Source organism: Asticcacaulis sp. DW145 (assembly GCF_037101385.1).
Lineage (GTDB): Bacteria > Pseudomonadota > Alphaproteobacteria > Caulobacterales > Caulobacteraceae > Asticcacaulis > Asticcacaulis currens.
In genome coordinates, this window is sequence record NZ_AP029024.1 from 1,842,346 (window position 1) to 1,861,866 (window position 19,521).

The following is a 19,521-nucleotide window of genomic DNA, read 5'->3' on the forward strand; positions in this document are numbered from 1 at the left end:
CCTTTAATGACCGGCGGCAGCGGGCATAGCCGCTTCTGCTCCCGCGGCACCGCCCGTCTGCTCTTCCTTCATCACCTGAGACTTAACCCACTCCGAGTCGGCGAACTTGTCATCCTTGCGCGCCACATTGAGGAAGGGGGCGATGCGGTCGATGACGCGCCCCGCCACCGGGGCGGCCACAAAGCCGCCGGTGCGCAGACCGAACGTGTCCTTATTGCCCGTCGGCTCATCGACCATGATCATCACCATGTAGCGGTCATCCTCGACATTGCCGTCGGTGGGGAAGACGGCGACGAAAGAGGACAGGATCTTGGTGCGGTCATAGCGCCCGCCGACGACCTTTTCTGCCGAGCCGGTCTTACCGCCGACGCGCAGGCCCGGCACATTGGCGCGCCCGCCCGTGCCTTTGAGGACGTTGACGCGCATCAGGTCCAGCATCTGACGCGAGGTGTTGGCCGAGAAGACGCGCTCGCCTTTCAGCGGCTGCGACGGATCGTATTTGCGGAGAGTCAGGGGCCGTAGATAGCCGCCGTTCATAGTCGCCGTGGCGGCCTGCGCGTAGGAGAGCGGCGAAATCGACATGCCGTGCCCGAAGGAGGACGAGGCCAGCGAATCCTTCGACCACTTTTTGGGCAGAAGCGGCGACGCGGTTTCGGCCAGCTCGATATCGGCGGCGCGGAACAGGCCCAGCGAATTGTAGAACTTCGTCATGGTGTCGATGCCGACGCTTTCGGCCATCAGGGTGGTCCCGATGTTCGACGAGACGAGGAAGACGTCTTCCAGCGTCATGATGCGGTTTTCGGCGTGGTAGTCCGAAATCTTGCGCTTACCCAACTGATAGGGGGTGCGCGCGTCATAGGTGGTGTTGAGCGAAGCCGTCCCCGACTCCAGACCGATAGCGACCGACAGCACCTTGAACACCGAGCCCACCTCGAACACCGAATTGGTGACGCGGTTCAGCTTGTTATTGTCGGCATAGCGCCCGGCCTGATTGGGGTCAAATTCCGGCCAGCTCGACATGGCGATGACTTCACCCGTGCGCACATTGGTCACCAGACCGATGGCCCCCTTGGCGCTCTGAGCCATGGCGACGTTACGCACCTCGTTTTCCAGCGCGCCCTGTACGCGCAGATCCATGGCCAGCGGGAAGGGCGTGTTGGAACGGGCAATCTGATCCTGAAAGGCGCGCTCGGCCCCGGCCAGACCCTTACCGGCCTTTTCCGTCATGCCGATATAGAAGGCCCCGGCCGTGCCCAGCGGATAGCCACGCATACGACGCGGCTCAAAACCGACACCGGGCAGGCCATAGCTGAGGATGCGCGCCTTGTCCGACGCCGTCAGCCACGGCATGACCGTCATGCGCTTGTTTCCCGACAGGGCCGAATCGAGCTGATCGCGCGGAATCTGCGGCAGAAGCTGGATCAGGGCACGCTTCACCAGCGGACGGTCAGCGGCCATAATATCCGCCGGCTCAAGGAACAGATCGTAATTGAAAATGTCGGTGGCCAGAAGCGCGCCATTGCGATCGACAATATCGGCGCGCGCATCGGCAGGCAGGCTGTAGTCCACGCCGCCATGACCGCCCGACAGGGCCGCCTTCACCGCGAAACCGGACACGATCAGATAGATGACCCCAATGGCCACCAGAATGAAGAAAATACGCATCCGCGCGCTGGCCAGCCGGTCAGAGGCGACGGCATTGGCGCGCTCAAAGGCGTGCTCGACTTTCCACATTCGATCGGCCACCCACTGAAAACCAGAGGCGGTCGAGTCAATAAACGACAGGCGGTGTCCGTATCTCATCGCGTGCCCTCCCCGGTCGCGGGGGTCGCAGGTACCGGCGCGGCGATGGGCGCACTTTCCTCTTCGGTCATGACCGAAGGTTTGGCGGTGACCGCCGTCACCGGCGGGGCGGCGTGGATTTCAGGGCGCGCCACCGAGCGGGAAATTTCCACCAGATTGTCGAGCCCGGCCTCGCGCTTGGGCGACAGGGGCTGCATCCCCAGATACTGACGCGCCAGCGCCTCGATACGCGCCGGCTGCTCCAGATTGGCCACCTTGACCTTAAGCTGCTTGATGGTCGCCTGCTCCTCGGCGATCTGGGCATTGAGCGCATTGAGGCGGGCGACCTCCTGCCCTTCCTTGACCTTGGACAGGCAGACCCAGAAGATCATGATCAGGGCCAGCAGAAGCCCTATGGCTTCGATCAGGCGGACACCGCGAATACGGCGGTCGAACAGACGCATCAGGGCTTTCATCTGACGGCTCTCCGGGAAGGGGACGCGTTACGGGTTTGGGCAAAGGGCGGGTGGCCGGTGCGGCGCGCGGCGCGCAGCTTGGCCGAACGCGCGCGCGGATTGACGCTCAGCTCGGCCTCGGACGGCGCAATCGCCCTGGTCGAATCGAGGCGATAGGTCGGCGCCGGGCCGGTCTGCACCTGCGGTGCGTGGCGCGAACCCGACGGCGTGCGCCCGGCGCGCTCGGACAGGAAGGACTTGACCATGCGGTCTTCGAGCGAATGGAAGGTGACGACGGCCAGTACGCCTTCGGGCTTGAGCAGGCGCTCGGACACTTCCAGCGCGGTTTCCAGCTCGCCCAGCTCGTCATTGACGGCGATGCGCAGGGCCTGAAACGTCTTGGTTGCCGGATGCACCTTGTCGCCGCGACGCCCACCCACGGCCTTTTCGACCACGGCCGCCAGATCGAGCGTGCGCGCAAACGGGGCTTCCTTGCGGCGCTTGACGATGGCGGCGGCAATGGCGCGCGATCTGTGCTCCTCACCGTAAAGCCAGATAATATGGGCGATGTCGGCTTCGGCCCACTCATTGACAATATCCGCCGCGCTCAGACCCTCAACGGCCATACGCATATCCAGCGGCCCGTCGCGCATGAAGGAGAAGCCGCGATCGGCCTCATCGAGCTGCATGGAGGAGACACCGATATCGAGCACAATGGCATCGACCTGATTGACACCCAGCTCGGCCAGCCCTTCGGCCATTTCCGAAAAGGGGCGATTGACGAAGCGGAAGCGGTCACCAAAGTCACTGCGCACCGTCTCGACAAACGGCTGAACGCGCGCGTCGCGGTCAAAGGCGATGACCTCCGCCCCACGCGACAGGAAGGCGCGCGTATAGCCGCCGGCCCCGAAGGTGCCATCGACCACCACGCGCCCCGACTCAGGCGCGACGGCGGCGATCACCTCATTCAGAAGGACGGAGATGTGCGGCGCTTCGTTCCCGGAAACACTCATAGGCCCAGCTCCGTCAGCACGCCGGACAGCTCAGCCTCCTGCGTCGCCAGATGCGCGGCATAGGAGTCAGGGTTCCAGATCTGAAAGCGGTCATAGAGACCGACCAGCAGCACGGAGTCTTTCAGCCCGAACTGCTCGCACAGGGCGTCCGGCAGGGTCATGCGCCCCGCCGTGTCGAAATTGAGCTTCGCCATATCGCCGAAGATGCGCGCTTCAAGGATGCGGCGCGGCGCCGAGCCGAAGGGGTGCGCATCGACGATCTTCTTGTAATGGCTGAAAAATTGCGCCCCGCCACATTCGACGCAGCCGAGCGATTTGAGGGCAAAGGCATAGAGGCCGTCAAAGCCGTCCATGCCGTCAAAGGGCACCAGCGCAGCCGCACGGAAGTCCTGCGGGACCAGCAGTCTCCGCTTCGCATCCAGTTGCTTCTCGTGCGTGGAGAGAAACACCCCTGCGCGTCCGGGCCAATGCCCGCTCCCTCATTCGGTATGATCCATGCCCAAAGCCCGACGAAAGCCCTGCTTCGCCGACCCGAATTAGGGTTAACATGGGATGAAGTGGGACGCAATGACTCTGACTGACACTTTATGCCTTTCGGCTCAGAATTTATCGAACAGGGACAAGGGGATAGAACAGAAAGGGAACCTGTTAACACTTATGCAAACAAGCTGAATAAAGGGTTGCGAAAACCTTTACAAATCCTGAACTCAAGCCATTCACAAAGATTAACAGCGCCTGTGCATATGCCTGTGCGCAGCCTTGCTTATCCACAAGGGGCGGTTCCACAGCCTGCTGACAGGTTTTGTCTCTCGAAAAGGACAGGATGCGACGCATAAGGAGACACAGATGTACGGATTGATCGGCAGCTTTTCAGCCCACCCCGGCAAGCGCGACGACCTGATCGCGCTGATGACCGCCAGCGTCGGCGACATGCCCGGCTGCTTGAGCTATGTGGTGGCCAAGGACCCACAGGACGCGGACAAGCTGTGGATCACCGAGGTGTGGGACTCCGCCGACAGCCACAAGGCCTCACTGCACCTGCCCGCCGTGGCTGAAACGATCCGGCAGGCCATGCCGCTGATCGCAGCGTTTGGTGAGCACATCGTGACGGAACCGGTGGGCGGGCACGGGATTTAGATGGCTTAAACCCGCCTCTCTCTGCCAGATTAGGCTCATGTCACGCATTGAGTCCCCCAAAACAGATCGAGCTAAGTCTTCGTTTCGAAGAAAGTGAAAATAGCGATCCCGATTATCTGGTCTGGAGAGACCAGAAGGTGAAGCGTGCCGTGGCGCAACCTTCTGACCGCACCAAAATGATCCCGGCTGACGGCGTGGGGAAAAGACCTCGCTCAGTAACCGCCACGTCTTCGAGTAAATCGAAGAGGTGGCATATCTGCCAAATCAAGGCGAAGAACCGCTTCGCGCCTTGATTTGACGAAACAGGCACCACCCTGAAGTCCGTCAGGACTTTAGGCTGAGAGGGGATCAGATGACCTGTAAGCCGGGTTCTGTTCGGGGCTTGCGCCCTCTGGCGATCATTCATCTTGGCGACGGATTGCTCCGGCGCTCATGCAACCAACCCGAACGTGCTGGGGCGGTAATACCCTGTCGGAAAACCGACGCGCCGTTCCTATTCGGTTTTGCTTCGGGCGGGGCTTGCCGTGCCGCTTCCGTTGCCGGTCGCGCGGTGCGCTCTTACCGCACCGTTTCACCCTTACCCGGCTGACGCCGGGCGGTCTGTTTTCTGTGGCGCTATCCCTAAGGTCACCCTTGGCGGGCGTTACCCGCCGCCCTATTACCGTGAAGCCCGGACTTTCCTCAAGATAACGTCGCCTCATCTCTATCCCAAAACCGCAAAGCACTTTTGGGGATGAGGCTCTCGCTCCTGCGATCGCCCGGTCATCTGATCCACGCGCCTTGTGCGGGAAAGCCGCACCTAAATCAAGCCTTCTTCGCCGTCAGCTTCAAGGCCGAAGCCAAAGCCACCCCGGCCCAGCCCAGCATGACCAGCACACCGCCCGTGGGCGCCAGATTGGGCAGGAGCCCCTGCCCGCGCAGCACACGCGAGCAGATATCGGCGGCAAACACGCCGCTGCCGACCATCAGCAGCAGCAGGACGTTCAGACGCATCCGCGGCCCCATAAAGCCCGAATGGACCAGACCGATCGCCGTCGCCGCGTGAAACAGCAGGAACATGCCGGCCGAGGTCAGGCGCGGGTCGGCATGGCTGCCCGCCGCCAGCAGCATGACGCCGATCAGGCCCCACAGACCCGACATCAGCAAAAACACATAGTCCCAGCGTTGGTAATTCATTTACGCCTCCAGAAGCGTGATATGGCGCAACAGCGCCATCAGGCGCACCCGCGTCAGGGCATCCGCCTTACCGTCGATGCGCGTCTGTACCCAATGGCGCTGAAAGGCCGTGACGATGGCCTTTGTTTCCGCGTCATAGGGGCCGCCCGGCAGGAGGTCGTAGCCCAGCTTGCCCAGCGCCCCCTGAAGCGCAAACACGCCCGGCCCGCTATCGCCGATATCGAGTGCCGGCCCCATGACGCCCTCTGGCGGCAGCGGCGGATCGACCCACAACCCGTGCCCCGCCTCGGCCAGAGCCTGCCACGGGAAGCGCTCACCGGGGTCTTCCTTGCGCACCGGGGCAACGTCCGAATGTCCCAGAATACGGTGATCGGGTATGTCCCAGCGCCCGCGAATACCATCCAGCAGTGCGATCACGGCGTCGATCTGCGCCTGCGGAAAGTCGCGATAGCCGAACTCATGGCCGGGATTGACCAGCTCAATGCCAATGGACATGCCATTGATATCGCGCGCGCCTTTCCACACCGAGACCCCGGCGTGCCAGGCACGGCGCTCCTCATCGACAAGGTGATAAACCGTACCGTCCTCATCGACGACGTAATGGGCCGACACCTGCGCCGCCGGATCACACAGCCGGTCCAGCGCCGCCTTCGCCGTCTCCATACCCGTATAGTGCAGGACAACCATGTCGGGCACGGACGGACGCGCATTGAAATTGGGGGAAGGCAGCGAAATCATCGGCAAATCCGCAACAAAAAACCCCGGCTTGATAGGCCGGGGTCGCGAAACCTTCAAGGTTTAAAAGCTCAGTACACTTCCCAGGTCGAGCCGTTCTTGCGCGCGTCCAGCACGCCGTCTTCGCGCTTGCGCTTGTTGGCATCGACCGTGACGCGCACGGGCTTGCGTGTAAAGAAGGCCGTCACCGCCATCAGGCCGACGCCGATCAGGGCCAGAGCGGCCAGAATACCGGTAAAGATCACCGCCAGGACGGCACCGGCCAGCGAGACCAGCCCGATCAGGGTCATCATGAAAACGTGCTTGAGTCTGGCCATGGCGTTCCTCCGACGCACCTGCGCCCACGGATGGGGTCGCGTGAAACTTCCGAAAACGGACATCAGATCGCTCATGGCCTTACAAACCTCACTACGCGCCATGCAGGATGGGTGATGACTGCACTGCACCACAGCAGATTGGCACGATTAAGGCCGACGTCAACCATCTGACCCCGCGTTAACTTAACTTTTTTATGACTTGTTAAGAGAGACATCGATTTCATCACAGATCGTGCCCCTATTGCAGCGCCCGCTCACGCAGGATCTGCGTGTAGGCCTCATTGATCCGTGCCGCCTTCTGGGTGAAAAGCCCCACATATTCAGAGGGCAGACCGCGCGCCAGGATGCGATCGGGGTGCACATCGCCCAACGCCTTGTTACGCGCGATGCGGATTTCATGGTCGGCCACATCCGGATGAATGCCCAGAATATGATAGGGGTCGTCGGCGTCCGGCCCGGCATAGTCAGCGCGAATGCGGCGATAGGTCGCGGGGCTGAGGTCGAACAGACGCGCCACGGTTTCCAGATAGGTCTCTTCGCGGTCGGTCAGGTGGCCGTCCGAAACCGCAATATGGAACAGGCCTTCCAGTACGTCCTCAAGGATGCGCGGGCATTGGGCATAGCGTTTGGCCAGCCGCCGGGCATAGGATTCAAACCCCAGACTGGTCTGGCGCGCCAGATCGTACAGGCGGCGGATATTGTCATAGGCCCCGCGTTCGGGCTGAAACACGTCGAAAAAGGCCTGCTCCTCGCTCTCATCCACAAGCCCGTCGGTCATAGCCAGCTTGGCCCCCAGCGCGGTTACCGCCGTGGCGAACGCCGGGTCGCGGCCCGGCTGCCCCTTGGGGCAATCGGTGCAGTCGGCGGGGTCGAAGGCGTGGGCCGCCTTGTGCGCGAGGGTCTTCCAGAAACTCATATTCACTTTCCTACGCACCACTCTAGGCGATTATACGGCGCAAAACCCCTTAAGTTTCTGTAAGAGAGATTTTTTCTGTGCGCGCGGCGACATTCCGCTCTAAAATAACGATAAAACGCGATTTCGCCCCAATTTGTCCGCATGACAAAGGGATGAGTCTGAATATGAGGATGACGGCGTCCATGAGAGCGACGATTACGGCGACTGTGTGTATGGCCTTGCTGGCCGGTTCGGCGATGGCACAAACCGACGACGGCCCTATCGCCACCAATGTCACCGGCATCAAGGAACAGGTCATCCGCACCCCCGTCATCGCCGACGCGCCCGCCGACGATTTCAACCGCGTGGCGTGGTGCCATGGCATCCTGTCCGGCCATATGGACCTGGCGGAGCGTATCTCGGATATCGAGCCGCTGAGCAAGGATATGGAAAAGATCGGCGCCTCGTATCTGCGCGCCTATGAGGCGGCCCTGACCCTGTCGAAAAAGGGCGAGGCTCCGGAAGGCCGCAAGAGCGCTGAGGCCGCCCGCGAAAAAGGCTTCAACGGCTGGGAAGAGGCGCGCAAGGCCCCCAAGGGTCAGGCGGCGGGGGCCTATGTCAACTGGTCCCTGCCCGGCGATTGCGAGCGCGCGGCGAAGGCGCTTTCGGGGCATCCCAATATCTTCAAGGAAATGCAGACCGAGGAAGAGGCGAAGCTGATTGCCGAGGCGATGAAGCCCGCGACCGAGCGTCAGACGCTCGATGTCCTGACGCCACAAAAGACCAGCGCCACCCCGGCCCCCGCCGACCCCAATGCCGCCATCGGCTCCTCCCGCCCGACGGGCAAGTCGGGCAAGGGCCAGTCGAGCGGCAACTGGGCCACCGGCCTGATGGGCAAGCTCGGCTGGGGCAAGAAGGACGGGGAATAGGTTGTTATCCAGGGATAACAACGGGTTTAACCCTTCTTATCCCCTCCGCCCTATTCTGCCACCATGACCCTCTGGATATTGGCCCTCGGCGGGCTGGCCCTGATCAATCTGGTAACGTTTCAGGTCTGGGCCGCCGACAAGCGCCGCGCCATCCGGCGCGAACGCCGTGTACCGGAAGCGACACTGTTGCGGCTTTGCTGGCTGGGCGGCTGGCCCGCGGCGCTGTTGTCCATGCGGCTGTTCCGCCACAAGAGCGTCAAGCGCGATTTTAAGCGCAGATTCAACAGGATCGTCTGGCTGCACCTGCTGGCGATGGCGGCCACGATCATAGCATTCCAGACGCTTTAAGTATCCGTCTGCACGTCGTCCCAGTCGTCGCCCTCATAGCCGATCAGCCAGTTGAGCGCGTGGTGGCGTTCGCGCACCACATCGGGCAGGACGCCTTCGGCCCCGTCACGCACCGCCCCGTGCAGCCGATAGATCAGATCGGCCTGATCGAGTATCTCTTCGACGTCACGGTGGCCGATGCGGCTCAGATCGTCGTGCGCAAAGTTCTGCCAGTAGTCGAGCATCTCCTGCGCGTTGACGTCTTCGGCGGGAAACCACAGCTCATCGATCAGGCCGATCGCCCACATCAGCGGCACCATGGCCTCCACCCGCCACGAAAAGCGGATAGCATCGGCCTCAGACACCGCATCCCCTTGCAAAAGCGTGCGTTCCTGCGGCGTCAGGTGCGGGTCGAGCTTCCAGCGGCCGACAAACGGCAGGACCGGGCCCGGCCGCCCCAGAAAGGCCGCCTGCGCCACCGCCGTCAGGCACAAAAGCCGATAGACGATCGCTTCGCCGGAGCGGATCGTCACATCCGCCGCCTCTTCGATTTCGGGCAGGCTGTCACTGACCGGCAGGCCTCGCGCCTTCAACAGACGGATCGAATTTTGCTTGCGGGTTTCGGCGTCTATAGTCACATTTGGCGTCAAATCGGGTCTTCCAGTGAGCGGGCCAAAGGCGAAAACAGCTTCGGCCCCGTGGGCGTCATATACCAGCAATCCTCAAGCCGCACGCCAAATTCGCCGGGGATATAGAGGCCCGGCTCGTCCGAAAAGCACATACCGGCCTCCAGCGGCGTCGGGTCATTGCCGACCAGATAGGGCGCTTCGTGGCCGTCCATGCCGATACCGTGCCCGGCGCGGTGCGACAGACCCGGCAGGGTGAAGCCCGGCCCCCACCCTTCCTTGTCATAAAAGGCGCGCACGGCGGCATCGAGCTTCGCCACCGGCACGCCGACCTTCGCCGTTTCCAGCACGATCTCCTGCCCGCGGCGCACCGTGTCCCACACCTTGCGCTGCCGCGCCGTCGCTTCGCCATAGACCCAGGTGCGGGTAATGTCGGATTCGTAGTCGAGCAGCGCACAGCCGCAATCCATCAGGATTACCGAGCCTTCGCACACGGTCTGCGGCGTCTTGGTGCCGTGCGGATAGGCGCTGGCCTCATTGAGCAGGGTCAGGGCAAACTCCGGCGCGCCCCCCAGCGCCCGCGTGGCGTCGTTCATCAGGGCGGCAATATCGCGCGACGCCATGCCGACCTTGATGTTCGCATGAACGTGACGCAGCGCCGCCAGCGTGATGTCATTGGCCGTCTGCATAAGGGCCAGTTCGGCCGGCGACTTGATGCGGCGGCAGACGGCGACCAGCGCCTCCCCCGACACCACCTCGAAAGCCCCCTGCTGTTTCAGGCCGTCGATGATGAAATAGCGCGTCGTCCCTTCGACGGCCAGCGTCCCGTTGGCCGCACCGCGATCCTTCAACGCACCGGCAATCAGCGCATAGGGGCTTTCGTCCTCATTCCAGGTGCGGACCTCGGCCGGCACTTCCAGAGTCTCGCGGGTGCGCGATTCCTCGAAGTAGGGGGTGACAATGACCACTTCGCCACGGGCCGGGATCAGGGCCGCCGTCACGCGCTCAGACCGCCCCCAGCGCAGGCCGGTGAAATAGGTCAGCGACGTGCCACCTTCGATCAGCAACCCGGCGATCTTTTGCCGCTGCATCTGCTCTTGCAGTCGGGCGATGCGCGCCTGACGCTCCGCCACGCTGATGGGCGTGGCCCCCGCCGCCAGATTGGGCAAGCCTTGAGTCGGGGTCACGGTCTGAGTCTGGGCCTTCACGCCCGATGCCACGACCACACCCGAAGCCACCGCCCCGCTCAGAAAGGCCCGTTTGGACAGCATTACCCCGCTCCTGCGCTCGAAATCGTATACGACCTAGCGCGGGTTTGAAGCGATTGGCAAGCCCTCTCCTCCCTGTCGCGCAGCGATGGGGAGGTGGATTTGACGCGAAGCGTCAAAGACGGAGGGGGGTAGCGCAGGCCATTTGCAGCGCACAGGATTCTGTAGGCTATGCGCCGGGAACCGAGAAAGAGTCGCCCCTCCGCCTCGCAAGCTCGGCACCTCCCCACGCTAAGGCGTAGGGAGGAGAGATTACGGCACGTAATTCAGGATCGGGCTCAACCACCGCTCCGCCTCATCGACGCTCCAGCCCTTGCGGCGGGCATAGTCTTCGACCTGATCCTTTTCGATCTTGCCGACGCCGAAATAGTGCGATTTCGGATGCGCGAAGTAAAGGCCCGACACCGAGGCCGGCGGCGTCATGGCGAGGCTTTCGGTCAGTTCCATCCCCGCCTGCGCCCGCGCGTCCAGAAGTTCGAACAGCGTCCATTTTTCGGTGTGATCGGGCTGGGCGGGGTAGCCAGGTGCCGGGCGAATGCCCTTATACTGCTCGGCAATCAGACCGGCGACATCAAGGTCTTCGTCGGCGGCATAGGCCCACAGCTCGCGGCGCACGCGCTTGTGCAGGGCTTCGGCAAAGGCTTCGGCCAGACGGTCGGCCAGAGCGGTGGCCAGAATGGCGTTATAGTCGTCGCCCGCCGCCTTGAACTTCGCCGCGATTTCCATTTCGCCATGTCCGGCGGTGACGGCAAAGCCGCCGATCCAGTCGGGCGTGCCTTTGGGTGCCACAAAGTCGCTCAAGGCCGTGTTCGACTGATCGTCGCGCGTCTTCTTCATCTGCTGACGCAGGGTGTGGAAACGCGCAATGACCTTTGAGCGCGTCTCGTCTTCATAGACTTCGATATCGTCGTCTTCGGTGGCATTGGCGGGCCAGAAGCCCACCACACCACGCGCCTCAAACCATTTTTCGTCCAGAATACGCTTCAGCATAGCCTGCGCATCGGCATAAAGGGCGGTGGCCGCCTCGCCCACAATCTCGTCCTCAAGGATGTCCGGGAAGCGCCCGGCCAGCTCCCAGGTGGCAAAGAACGGCGTCCAGTCGATATGGTCGGCCAGATCGTGCAGGTCATACGGCGAAAAGGTCCGCGTCCCAAGGAAGGTCGGGGCGACGGGGGCTTCGGACGCAAAGTCGATAACGAACTTCTTTGACCGCGCTTCTTTAAGGTCGGAGCGCGGCTTTTGATCGCCCTTGCCATAGGCCAGACGCACCTTTTCATAGTCGGCGCGCGTATCGGCGATAAACTGCGCCTTATCGCTGTCGGACAGGAGTTGCGACACCACACCGACGGCGCGCGAGGCATCGAGCACATAGACGGTCTGCCCGTTGCTGTAGCCCGGCTCGATCTTCACCGCCGTGTGGGTTTTCGAGGTCGTCGCCCCGCCGATCAGCAGCGGAATGTCGAAGCCCTGGCGCTGCATTTCGCGCGCCACAAACACCATTTCATCCAGCGACGGCGTGATCAGGCCCGAAAGGCCGATCATATCGACCTTGTGCTTCCTGGCCTCTTCAAGGATGCGATCGGCGGGCACCATGACCCCCAGATCGACGACCTCGTAATTGTTACATTGCAGGACCACGCCGACGATGTTCTTGCCGATGTCGTGGACGTCACCCTTGACCGTGGCCATCAGGATCTTGCCCGCCGACTGATGCTCGGCGCCGTCTTTTTCGGCCTCCATGAAGGGCATGAGGTAAGCCACCGACTGCTTCATGACGCGGGCGGATTTGACCACCTGCGGCAGGAACATCTTGCCCGCCCCGAACAGGTCGCCGACGACGTTCATCCCGGCCATCAGCGGGCCTTCGATGACGTGCAGCGGGCGCTCAGCCTGTTGCCGCGCCTCTTCGGTATCGGCTTCGATAAATTCGGTGATGCCGTGCACCAAAGCGTGTTTCAGACGGTCTTCGACAGAGCCTTCACGCCAGGCCAGTGTCTTCGCCTCAACCTGACCCTTCTCGCCCTTGTATTTGGGAGCCAGATCGACCAGCCATTCGGTATTGCTGACATTGTGGCGCTGGGGCCGGTTCAGAATAACGTCTTCCACCGCTTCGCGAAGTTCGGCGTCGATATCGTCATAGACCGGCAGGTCGCCGGCATTGACGATGCCCATATCCATGCCGGCCTTGATGGCGTGATACAGGAACACCGAGTGGATGGCGCGGCGCACCGGCTCATTGCCACGGAAGGAGAAGCTGACGTTCGACACGCCGCCCGATATACGCGCATAGGGCAGGGTCTGCTTGATCGTCCGCGTCGCTTCGATAAAGTCCACGGCGTAGTTGTCGTGCTCCTCGATCCCCGTCGCCACGGCGAAAATGTTGGGGTCGAAGATGATGTCTTCGGGCGGGAAGCCCACCTCATTGACAAGGATGTTGTAGGCGCGCGTACAGATGTCTATCTTGCGCGCCGCCGTATCGGCCTGCCCCACCTCGTCAAAGGCCATGACCACCACGGCCGCGCCGTATTTAAGGCATTCGCGGGCGTGGTGGCGGAAGATGTCCTCGCCCTCCTTCATCGAGATGGAGTTGACGATGGCCTTGCCTTGCACGCACTTCAGACCGGCCTCGATCACTTCCCATTTAGAGGAATCAATCATCACCGGCACTCGGGCGATATCGGGTTCGGCGGCCAGCAGGTTGAGGAAGGTCGTCATGGCCTTCACCGCATCGAGCAGGCCCTCGTCCATATTGATGTCGATGATCTGCGCCCCGGCCTCCACCTGCTGACGCGCCACATCGAGCGCGGCGGTGTAGTTGCCTTCGACGATCAGCTTACGGAACTTCGCCGAGCCCGTGACATTGGTGCGTTCGCCGATATTGATGAAGGTGGGGGTCATAATCGTGGTCATGCGCGCTTAATCGTCTTTTACGGGCGTAATATCAAGGTCGGAAACATGGGCCGCCAGTCGCCGCAGCGCCGGTTCGAGCAGGCCCTGCGCGTGCACGCGTACCAGTGGCGTGTCGATCCACCGCGCCTGCGCCAGCCACCCGTGGATGTGCAGCAGCAGGGCATTGGGGGTCGAACCATGCACGGCGGCGCTCAGTTGGCCCCACTCCGGCGGATTGGGCACCTGCGGCGCGGCAGCGGCAAAGGCGGCATCGCACAGGCGGTATTCGGTCAGGACCAGCGTCAGCTCATCATAGAACGGCTGATCGACGCGCAGTTCGTCCGGCGTGACGTCTTTCAGCACATCGGCGGCGATCTGCAGACGGTCGGACCAGTTGTCGGAAAAAGGATTTAGGGTCATTTGCCTGTTTTCTCCTCCCTGCGCGAAGCGTGGGGAGGGGGACCGCGAAGCGGTGGAGGGGGAGACTCAGGTCGTAGTGGCGGGCGCTATACCTCACCCTAAGCACAGGGAGGAAAACTATTTCCCCGCCCGCCTGACCGCAATATCGACCTGCCCATGCAGGAAATCGACAAAACCGATGCCCTGCGCCGCCAGCGCCTTGGGGTACAGCGACGAGGCCGTCATACCGGGCAGGGTGTTGGTTTCGATAAACACCGGGCCCTTATCCGAGACAATGAAGTCCGACCGCGTATAGCCCCGGCACGACAGCGCCTTATGCGCCGCAATGGCCAGCCGCTGAATCTCCGCCATCACCTCCGGTGCAAAGCGCGCGGGGCAGATTTCCTGCGTCTGGTTGGACAGATATTTGGAGTGGTAATCAAAGGCTCCGCGGTCCGGGATGATCTCGATGGGCGGCAGGGCGATCAGCGACCCGTCGGCCTGCTCCAGCACGGCGCAGGTGGCCTCGGCCCCCGTCACAAACGGCTCGATCAGATAGGGCTGTTCTTTCGCAGCTTCGCGCACCGCCACCAGGTCATTGGTCGAGTTGACGAAGATCAGGCCGAAGCTCGACCCGTCCTGCGCCGGCTTGGCGACCAGCTTGCCATACTCGGCAAAGGCGTCATCAAGGTCGCTGAGCGCAATGCCCGCCGGGGACGGCACACCGGCGCAAGCCGCAAAGCGCTTGGCCGAGACCTTATCGAAAGCCAGATGCGAAGCCGCCGAACCGGAGCCGGTGAAGGGCACACCCCGCGCCTCGCACTTGACCTGAAACTCGCCATTTTCGGCAATGCCGCCGTGCAGGCCAAGCACCAGCACGCGGTCTTCGGCGGCGGCCCGATCCAGCGCCTGATCAATGGTCCCCAGATCGTGGCCATCGGCGCGGAAGGGCACCTCGAACGGCCGCTGATGGCCCAGAAGCGCCAGAGACGAGGCCTCATAGACGTGATTGTCCTCGTCCCAGAACCACAGATCGGCTTCGGGCAGGGCCTTGTGCAGGGACTGGGTGGTGGCGACGGCCACCAGACGCTCGCGGCTCAGGCCGCCGAAAAGCAGGGTCAGGCGCATAACAACCTCAATTCAGTTCAAACGGTTCAAGGCCCGCCAGACGCAGGGCGGGCGGGCGCTGCGGCGGGACGCGCGGCGCAAACCCGCGCACCTCATCGGCGACGTGTTTGATGTGGTCGGGCGTCGTGCCGCAGCAGCCACCCAGTATGTTGACCAGCCCGTCCTTGGCCCATTCGTGCAGTTCGTGCGCCGTTTCGTGCGGCTGCTCGTCATACTGCCCCATGGCGTTGGGCAGGCCGGCATTGGGATAGGCGGCGACCAGCGTATCGGCCACGCGCGCCAGCTCAGCAATGTGCGGGCGCATCAGGTCGGCCCCCAGCGCGCAGTTAAAGCCGATGGCAAACGGTTTAGCGTGCTTGACCGAGTTCCAGAAGGCCTCCGCCGTCTGCCCGCTGAGGGTACGTCCCGAACGGTCGGTAATGGTGCCCGAAATCCAGATCGGCAGCGTGTCCAGCCCCTCGTCCTCAAGGTCCATAATGGCCTTCAGCGCCGCCTTGCAGTTCAGCGTGTCGGTGATGGTTTCGACCAGATAGAGGTCCACCCCACCCTCGTTCAGGGCGCGAATCTGCTGCTTATAGGCCGCATAGACCTGATCGAAGGTGACGCTGCGCGCCCCCGGATCGTTCACGTCCGACGACATGGACAGCATCTTGTTCAGCGGCCCGATGGAGCCCGCCACAAAGCGCGGCTTTTCCGGCTCCTTCGCCGTCCAGGCATCGGCGGCGGCGCGCGCCAGCTTCGCCCCTTCGTAATTGATGTCCCAGCAGGCCTGCGCATCGAGGTGGTAATCGTCCATGGCGATGGTCGTCGCCGAGAAGGTATTGGTCTCGGAGATGTCGGCCCCCGCCGCATAGTATTGGTTATGCAGGTCGGTGATGATGTCCGGGCGGGTCAGGCACAGGATGTCGTTATTGCCCTTCATCTGACCGACATGGTCCCTGAAACGCTCACCGCGGAAATCCTGTTCATCGAGGCCACGCCGCTGGATCATCACGCCCCATGATCCGTCGAGGATCAGGATACGTTCCTTGGCGGCGGCTTTCAGGGTGTCTATGCGCTCCTGACGGGTCATTTTCTGTCTCCTTCCCCCCTGATCTCAGGGGGTACACCGCCGGAATCGGCGGAGGGGGGGTACACCGGCGGGTTTAACCCCACCGTCTTCGAAGCCTTGCGGCCTCGAATCCACCTCCCCTGAACTCAGGGGAGGCGAAGGTTATCAGCGCTTCCGCAGAAGCAGGTTCAGTTCACTGTTCCATTCCGGCGGCAGGAGCGCCAGCGGACTGGAACGGCGCGTTTCGATCACAAAGCGGGTCGCCAGACGCCGCAACAGATCGCGGTAGTCGAAACCCAGATGGTGCGGGTAGTAGCCCCCGCCGCCCTCAAAGTCCACGCGCAAGCGCTCAAAACGGATATCGCCGCGCGCGGCCTGCGCAATACGCTGGGCATCGGTGTCGAAATCCACACGCCTGCGGCGGCGGCACCAGCCTTTGAGGCGCGCCACAGGACCGGTTTCGACCGGCACACCGACGATCAGCACGCCATCCGGCTTGAGCAGGCGGTGCATATGGTCGATGGCCTCCGTCGTCTCCTGCGGTGGCAAATGCTCGAACACCTCAAGGCAGAAGATGGCATCCGCACAGCCATCGGCCACATTCATCACATCCGCCTTCAGACTAATGCCACTCAGCGCACCGATATGGGCCACAGCCTGCGCCCGCAACTGCGCCGAAGGCTCAAAACACACCACCTCACCCGCCGGGCACATCAGCCGCAACAGCCGCGCCAGTTCGCCATCCCCGGCACCGTAGTCGATACTGAGCGCCGGACGGCGGGCTTTCAGAAGCCCCAGCGCGTCATTCAGGCGCTTATGCTGCAAAAAGCGCTTGAACGCATTGGGGTCGTCGCGGGTAATCGACGCATAATCGGGTTGCAGGCTCATAACATCCCCGGCACTGCTCAAAGGGCGGTCATCTGACCGTCCCTTAGCCCCAGAACGCGACAGATCGAATACACCAGTTCGGCGCGGTTGAGCGTGTAGAAGTGGAAATGGGTGACGCCTTCGCGCTCAAGGCCCAGCACCTGCTCGACCGCCACCGCCGAAGCCAGCAGTTTGCGCGTCTCCGCATCGTCATCGAGGCCGTGGAACAGGTCTTCCAGCCAGTCGGGCACCGCGGCTTCGCAGGCCGCCGCCATCTTGCGCAGGCCCTTGAAATTGGTCACCGGCATGATGCCTGGCGTCAGGTCGATCCTGATCCCCGCATCGGCCACGGCATCGCGAAAGCGCAGGAAGGTTTCCGGCTCAAAGAAGAACTGGCTGATGCCGCGCGTCGCTCCGGCATCGACCTTCTGACGCAGCACGTCGAGATCAAAGTCCAGAGACGGCGACTGCGGGTGCTTTTCCGGATAGACGCCGACGCTGACCTCAAAATCGCCGATGCGGCGGATGGCGGCGGTAAGCTCCGTGGCGTTTTGATAGCCGTCCGGGCGCGGCGTGTACTGACCGTCCTGAAGCCCGCCGGGCGGGTCACCGCGCAGGGCCACGATGTGGCGCACCCCAGCGTTCCAGTATTCGCGGATGACCTCATCGACCTCTTCGCGCGAAGCCTCGACGCAGGTCAGGTGCGCGGCGGGTTTCAGCGCGGTTTCGTCCAGTATGCGCTTCACCGTCCGGTGGGTGCGCTCGCGCGTCGAACCACCGGCCCCATAGGTGACCGACACGAAGCTGGGGTTCAGCGGCTCCAGCCGACGGATCGCGCCCCACAGGCTCTCTTCCATCTCCGCCGACTTGGGCGGGAAGAACTCAAACGACACATTGAGGTGCGAGGCACCGGCCCGGATCTTGCGGGCGATGGAAGACTGAACGAAGGCGGGCGGCGGGGCCATAAGGATTCTCTGGGACAGGTCGGGGCTATAATCAGGGCTTTTGCAGCAGCCAGATGCGCACGGTCAGACCGGGCTCCTGATGCGGCGGCAGGGACAGGTTGCGCAGGGCCTTAAGCCCGGCCACCTTCTGCCAGTGGCTCATATCGTCATCGCCTATGCCCAGACGCCGGTGCTGGTATTCGTCGCGCATGATCTCCAGCCGGTGCGGCGCGAAATCGACGATCAGCAGGCGACCGCCGGGTTTCAGCAGGCGCGCCGCCTCCTTCAGCGCCTGCCCCGGATCGGGCAGGAAGTGCAGCACCTGATGGATGACGACCAGATCGGCGCTCTGGCCATTGAGCCGTGTGGCGAGGATGTCGCCGTGGCGGAAGTCGATACCGCTCAGGCCCGCCTCGCGCGTGCGGGCACGGGCAATGTTGAGCATCTGCTGCGACAGGTCGAGCCCGATGGCATATTCCGCGTGCGGGGCCAGCAGGCTGAGCATCCGACCCGACCCGGTGCCGAGATCGACGATGGTTTCAATCGGCGCATCCCCGACCAGCGACTGAATGGCGGCTTCGACCTCAGCATCATCAACATAGTGCGAACGGATCTGATCCCAAACCGGCGCAATGTTTTCGAAATAACCCTGCGCCGCTTCAAGCCTTTGTCCGCGCACCTCTTCCAGCGCGCGCAGATCGGCGCTGCCCTCCTCGCCGAGCGCGCTCAGCACGGCGTCGATCAGCGGCGTCAGGGCCGGGTGCTCGCTGAGCCGATAGAAGACCCAGGCCCCATCGGGGAAGCGGTCGATGACGCCGGCCTCGTTCATCAGCTTGAGGTGGCGCGAAATGCGCGGCTGACTCTGATTGAGAATCCGCACCAACTCCATGACAGACAGTTCTTCATGCGCTAAAAGACGCAGGAGTCGCAGGCGCGTGGGTTCCCCCATCGCCTTCAACGCCTCCAGCAGCGCCGCTTCGCCCAGTATGTCGCTCGATTTCATATAACCATATAAAGATGTCTTTATGTGATTTTGCAAGCCCTAAAATCGTCTTGCCGCGATCCGGAACGGTATAGACAGGCCTGCGACAGCGTTACACATGGCAGGGGGACGTGCGGTTTCCCACATATCAGCGTATAAACAACACCCATAACAGCGGAGTTTCAGGCCCCATGACCGATAAAGCCACACTTTCGACGGCCATTTCCCGCGGCCTGCGCCGCCGCTGCCCCGCCTGTGGCGAAGGCCATGCCTTCCGTGGCTATCTCAAGGTGGTGGATACGTGCAGCCACTGTCAGACGCCGCTGGGGGCCTATCCCTGCGACGACGGCCCCGCCTATGTCACCATGCTGCTGGTTGGGCATCTGGTGATCGCGCCGATGTTTGCCTTTGAGTTTTTCTGGAACTTTCCGCTGCAAATCGTGGTGCCGGTGACCCTGACCATTATGGGTGCCCTGACCCTGTTGCTGCTGCCCTTTATCAAGGGCGGGTTCTTGGGCCTGATCTGGCACCACGGGCTCAAACGCTTCCGATAACAGCGTAAGTTGGGCTTGACGGAATCTCCTTTGCGGAGAATTCTCAC

Annotated in this window: 21 protein-coding genes and 1 other RNA gene; 4 read left to right on the forward strand and 18 right to left on the reverse strand. The window is 62.6% G+C overall.

Going from position 1 to position 19,521, the window contains the following annotated elements; genetic code table 11:
• Positions 1-3: 3 nt before the first annotated feature.
• From AACH73_RS08530 to AACH73_RS08545, 4 genes are read right to left on the reverse strand one after another with little or no spacing between them, the layout of a single operon-like run.
• Positions 4-1,803, reverse strand: a complete 1,800-nt coding sequence (locus AACH73_RS08530; RefSeq protein ID WP_338734567.1) for a penicillin-binding protein 2 — start codon at positions 1,801-1,803, stop codon at positions 4-6.
• Entirely contained in the window at positions 1,800-2,258 is a 459-nt protein-coding gene (locus AACH73_RS08535; protein ID WP_272741463.1) for a septum formation initiator family protein, read from the reverse strand. The genes AACH73_RS08530 and AACH73_RS08535 overlap by 4 nt, the downstream gene beginning before the upstream one ends.
• Positions 2,255-3,250, reverse strand: coding sequence for a 16S rRNA (cytosine(1402)-N(4))-methyltransferase RsmH (gene rsmH, locus AACH73_RS08540; protein WP_338734568.1), 996 nt, complete (start codon positions 3,248-3,250; stop codon positions 2,255-2,257). Before rsmH ends, AACH73_RS08535 begins: the two co-directional genes overlap by 4 nt.
• The gene (locus AACH73_RS08545) at positions 3,247-3,699 is read right to left on the reverse strand and encodes a division/cell wall cluster transcriptional repressor MraZ (protein ID WP_338734569.1); all 453 of its coding nucleotides are present in this window, start codon (positions 3,697-3,699) and stop codon (positions 3,247-3,249) included. Before AACH73_RS08545 ends, rsmH begins: the two co-directional genes overlap by 4 nt.
• A 397-nt stretch (positions 3,700-4,096) precedes the next feature.
• On the opposite strand from AACH73_RS08545, the gene AACH73_RS08550 reads away from it, so the two are divergent.
• Positions 4,097-4,387 (forward strand): putative quinol monooxygenase, encoded by a 291-nt coding sequence (locus AACH73_RS08550; RefSeq protein WP_272741466.1) that lies wholly within the window; start codon positions 4,097-4,099, stop codon positions 4,385-4,387.
• 344 nt (positions 4,388-4,731) lie between these two features.
• Here the strand turns inward: AACH73_RS08550 and rnpB are convergent.
• From rnpB to AACH73_RS08575, 5 genes are all read right to left on the reverse strand, one after another.
• Positions 4,732-5,157, reverse strand: an RNA gene (gene rnpB / locus AACH73_RS08555) — RNase P RNA component class A.
• 34 nt (positions 5,158-5,191) lie between these two features.
• Positions 5,192-5,563 (reverse strand): hypothetical protein, encoded by a 372-nt coding sequence (locus tag AACH73_RS08560; protein ID WP_272741467.1) that lies wholly within the window; start codon positions 5,561-5,563, stop codon positions 5,192-5,194.
• Entirely contained in the window at positions 5,564-6,301 is a 738-nt protein-coding gene (locus tag AACH73_RS08565; RefSeq protein ID WP_272741468.1) for an N-acetylmuramoyl-L-alanine amidase, read from the reverse strand.
• Positions 6,302-6,369: 68 nt separating this feature from the next.
• Positions 6,370-6,615, reverse strand: a complete 246-nt coding sequence (locus AACH73_RS08570; protein WP_338734570.1) for a hypothetical protein — start codon at positions 6,613-6,615, stop codon at positions 6,370-6,372.
• A gap of 238 nt (positions 6,616-6,853) precedes the next feature.
• Positions 6,854-7,531, reverse strand: a complete 678-nt coding sequence (locus AACH73_RS08575; RefSeq protein WP_338734571.1) for a TerB family tellurite resistance protein — start codon at positions 7,529-7,531, stop codon at positions 6,854-6,856.
• 182 nt (positions 7,532-7,713) lie between these two features.
• Here AACH73_RS08575 and AACH73_RS08580 point away from each other — a divergent pair, with 182 nt between their 5' ends.
• Both AACH73_RS08580 and AACH73_RS08585 read left to right on the forward strand, forming a co-directional pair.
• Positions 7,714-8,439, forward strand: a complete 726-nt coding sequence (locus AACH73_RS08580) for a hypothetical protein (protein WP_272741470.1) — start codon at positions 7,714-7,716, stop codon at positions 8,437-8,439.
• 63 nt (positions 8,440-8,502) lie between these two features.
• On the forward strand, positions 8,503-8,787 hold the full coding sequence (locus AACH73_RS08585; protein ID WP_272741471.1) for a DUF1294 domain-containing protein: 285 nt from the start codon (positions 8,503-8,505) through the stop codon (positions 8,785-8,787).
• Here the strand turns inward: AACH73_RS08585 and AACH73_RS08590 are convergent.
• The 9 genes from AACH73_RS08590 to AACH73_RS08630 form a co-directional block, all read right to left on the reverse strand.
• Positions 8,784-9,416, reverse strand: coding sequence for a DUF4272 domain-containing protein (locus AACH73_RS08590; protein ID WP_272741472.1), 633 nt, complete (start codon positions 9,414-9,416; stop codon positions 8,784-8,786). The genes AACH73_RS08585 and AACH73_RS08590 overlap by 4 nt on opposite strands.
• The gene (locus AACH73_RS08595; protein WP_272741473.1) at positions 9,413-10,663 is read right to left on the reverse strand and encodes a Xaa-Pro peptidase family protein; all 1,251 of its coding nucleotides are present in this window, start codon (positions 10,661-10,663) and stop codon (positions 9,413-9,415) included. Before AACH73_RS08595 ends, AACH73_RS08590 begins: the two co-directional genes overlap by 4 nt.
• 249 nt (positions 10,664-10,912) lie before the next feature.
• On the reverse strand, positions 10,913-13,570 hold the full coding sequence (gene metH, locus AACH73_RS08600; protein WP_338734572.1) for a methionine synthase: 2,658 nt from the start codon (positions 13,568-13,570) through the stop codon (positions 10,913-10,915).
• A 6-nt stretch (positions 13,571-13,576) separates the two neighbouring features.
• Positions 13,577-13,969: a hypothetical protein gene (locus AACH73_RS08605; RefSeq protein ID WP_338734573.1), complete on the reverse strand. Its 393-nt coding sequence runs from the start codon at positions 13,967-13,969 to the stop codon at positions 13,577-13,579.
• Between the two features lie 117 nt (positions 13,970-14,086).
• Entirely contained in the window at positions 14,087-15,076 is a 990-nt protein-coding gene (locus AACH73_RS08610; protein WP_338734574.1) for an ATP-grasp domain-containing protein, read from the reverse strand.
• 7 nt (positions 15,077-15,083) lie between these two features.
• Positions 15,084-16,148, reverse strand: a complete 1,065-nt coding sequence (locus tag AACH73_RS08615; RefSeq protein ID WP_272741477.1) for a homocysteine S-methyltransferase family protein — start codon at positions 16,146-16,148, stop codon at positions 15,084-15,086.
• Positions 16,149-16,292: 144 nt separating this feature from the next.
• Positions 16,293-17,015 carry a class I SAM-dependent methyltransferase gene (locus AACH73_RS08620; protein WP_338734575.1) on the reverse strand — a complete coding sequence of 241 codons (723 nt, stop codon included), beginning with the start codon at positions 17,013-17,015 and terminating at the stop codon, positions 16,293-16,295.
• Between the two features lie 17 nt (positions 17,016-17,032).
• Positions 17,033-17,959, reverse strand: coding sequence for a methylenetetrahydrofolate reductase [NAD(P)H] (gene metF / locus AACH73_RS08625; protein WP_272741479.1), 927 nt, complete (start codon positions 17,957-17,959; stop codon positions 17,033-17,035).
• 31 nt (positions 17,960-17,990) lie between these two features.
• Positions 17,991-18,941, reverse strand: a complete 951-nt coding sequence (locus AACH73_RS08630) for a metalloregulator ArsR/SmtB family transcription factor (RefSeq protein ID WP_272741480.1) — start codon at positions 18,939-18,941, stop codon at positions 17,991-17,993.
• Positions 18,942-19,111: 170 nt separating this feature from the next.
• Here AACH73_RS08630 and AACH73_RS08635 point away from each other — a divergent pair, with 170 nt between their 5' ends.
• Positions 19,112-19,474 carry a DUF983 domain-containing protein gene (locus AACH73_RS08635; RefSeq protein ID WP_272741481.1) on the forward strand — a complete coding sequence of 121 codons (363 nt, stop codon included), beginning with the start codon at positions 19,112-19,114 and terminating at the stop codon, positions 19,472-19,474.
• Positions 19,475-19,521: the final 47 nt, after the last annotated feature.

Bases quoted from the DNA above. Each gene is read 5' to 3' on its own strand.
- AACH73_RS08530 (WP_338734567.1), bottom strand. From the start codon at position 1,803: ATGAGATACGGACACCGCCTGTCGTTTATTGACTCGACCGCCTCTGGT.
- AACH73_RS08535 (WP_272741463.1), bottom strand. From the start codon at position 2,258: ATGAAAGCCCTGATGCGTCTGTTCGACCGCCGTATTCGCGGTGTCCGC.
- rsmH (WP_338734568.1), bottom strand. From the start codon at position 3,250: ATGAGTGTTTCCGGGAACGAAGCGCCGCACATCTCCGTCCTTCTGAAT.
- AACH73_RS08550 (WP_272741466.1), top strand. From the start codon at position 4,097: ATGTACGGATTGATCGGCAGCTTTTCAGCCCACCCCGGCAAGCGCGAC.
- AACH73_RS08560 (WP_272741467.1), bottom strand. From the start codon at position 5,563: ATGAATTACCAACGCTGGGACTATGTGTTTTTGCTGATGTCGGGTCTG.
- AACH73_RS08565 (WP_272741468.1), bottom strand. From the start codon at position 6,301: ATGATTTCGCTGCCTTCCCCCAATTTCAATGCGCGTCCGTCCGTGCCC.
- AACH73_RS08570 (WP_338734570.1), bottom strand. From the start codon at position 6,615: ATGGCCAGACTCAAGCACGTTTTCATGATGACCCTGATCGGGCTGGTC.
- AACH73_RS08575 (WP_338734571.1), bottom strand. From the start codon at position 7,531: ATGAGTTTCTGGAAGACCCTCGCGCACAAGGCGGCCCACGCCTTCGAC.
- AACH73_RS08580 (WP_272741470.1), top strand. From the start codon at position 7,714: ATGAGAGCGACGATTACGGCGACTGTGTGTATGGCCTTGCTGGCCGGT.
- AACH73_RS08585 (WP_272741471.1), top strand. From the start codon at position 8,503: ATGACCCTCTGGATATTGGCCCTCGGCGGGCTGGCCCTGATCAATCTG.
- AACH73_RS08595 (WP_272741473.1), bottom strand. From the start codon at position 10,663: ATGCTGTCCAAACGGGCCTTTCTGAGCGGGGCGGTGGCTTCGGGTGTG.
- metH (WP_338734572.1), bottom strand. From the start codon at position 13,570: ATGACCACGATTATGACCCCCACCTTCATCAATATCGGCGAACGCACC.
- AACH73_RS08605 (WP_338734573.1), bottom strand. From the start codon at position 13,969: ATGACCCTAAATCCTTTTTCCGACAACTGGTCCGACCGTCTGCAGATC.
- AACH73_RS08610 (WP_338734574.1), bottom strand. From the start codon at position 15,076: ATGCGCCTGACCCTGCTTTTCGGCGGCCTGAGCCGCGAGCGTCTGGTG.
- AACH73_RS08615 (WP_272741477.1), bottom strand. From the start codon at position 16,148: ATGACCCGTCAGGAGCGCATAGACACCCTGAAAGCCGCCGCCAAGGAA.
- AACH73_RS08620 (WP_338734575.1), bottom strand. From the start codon at position 17,015: ATGAGCCTGCAACCCGATTATGCGTCGATTACCCGCGACGACCCCAAT.
- metF (WP_272741479.1), bottom strand. From the start codon at position 17,959: ATGGCCCCGCCGCCCGCCTTCGTTCAGTCTTCCATCGCCCGCAAGATC.
- AACH73_RS08630 (WP_272741480.1), bottom strand. From the start codon at position 18,941: ATGAAATCGAGCGACATACTGGGCGAAGCGGCGCTGCTGGAGGCGTTG.
- AACH73_RS08635 (WP_272741481.1), top strand. From the start codon at position 19,112: ATGACCGATAAAGCCACACTTTCGACGGCCATTTCCCGCGGCCTGCGC.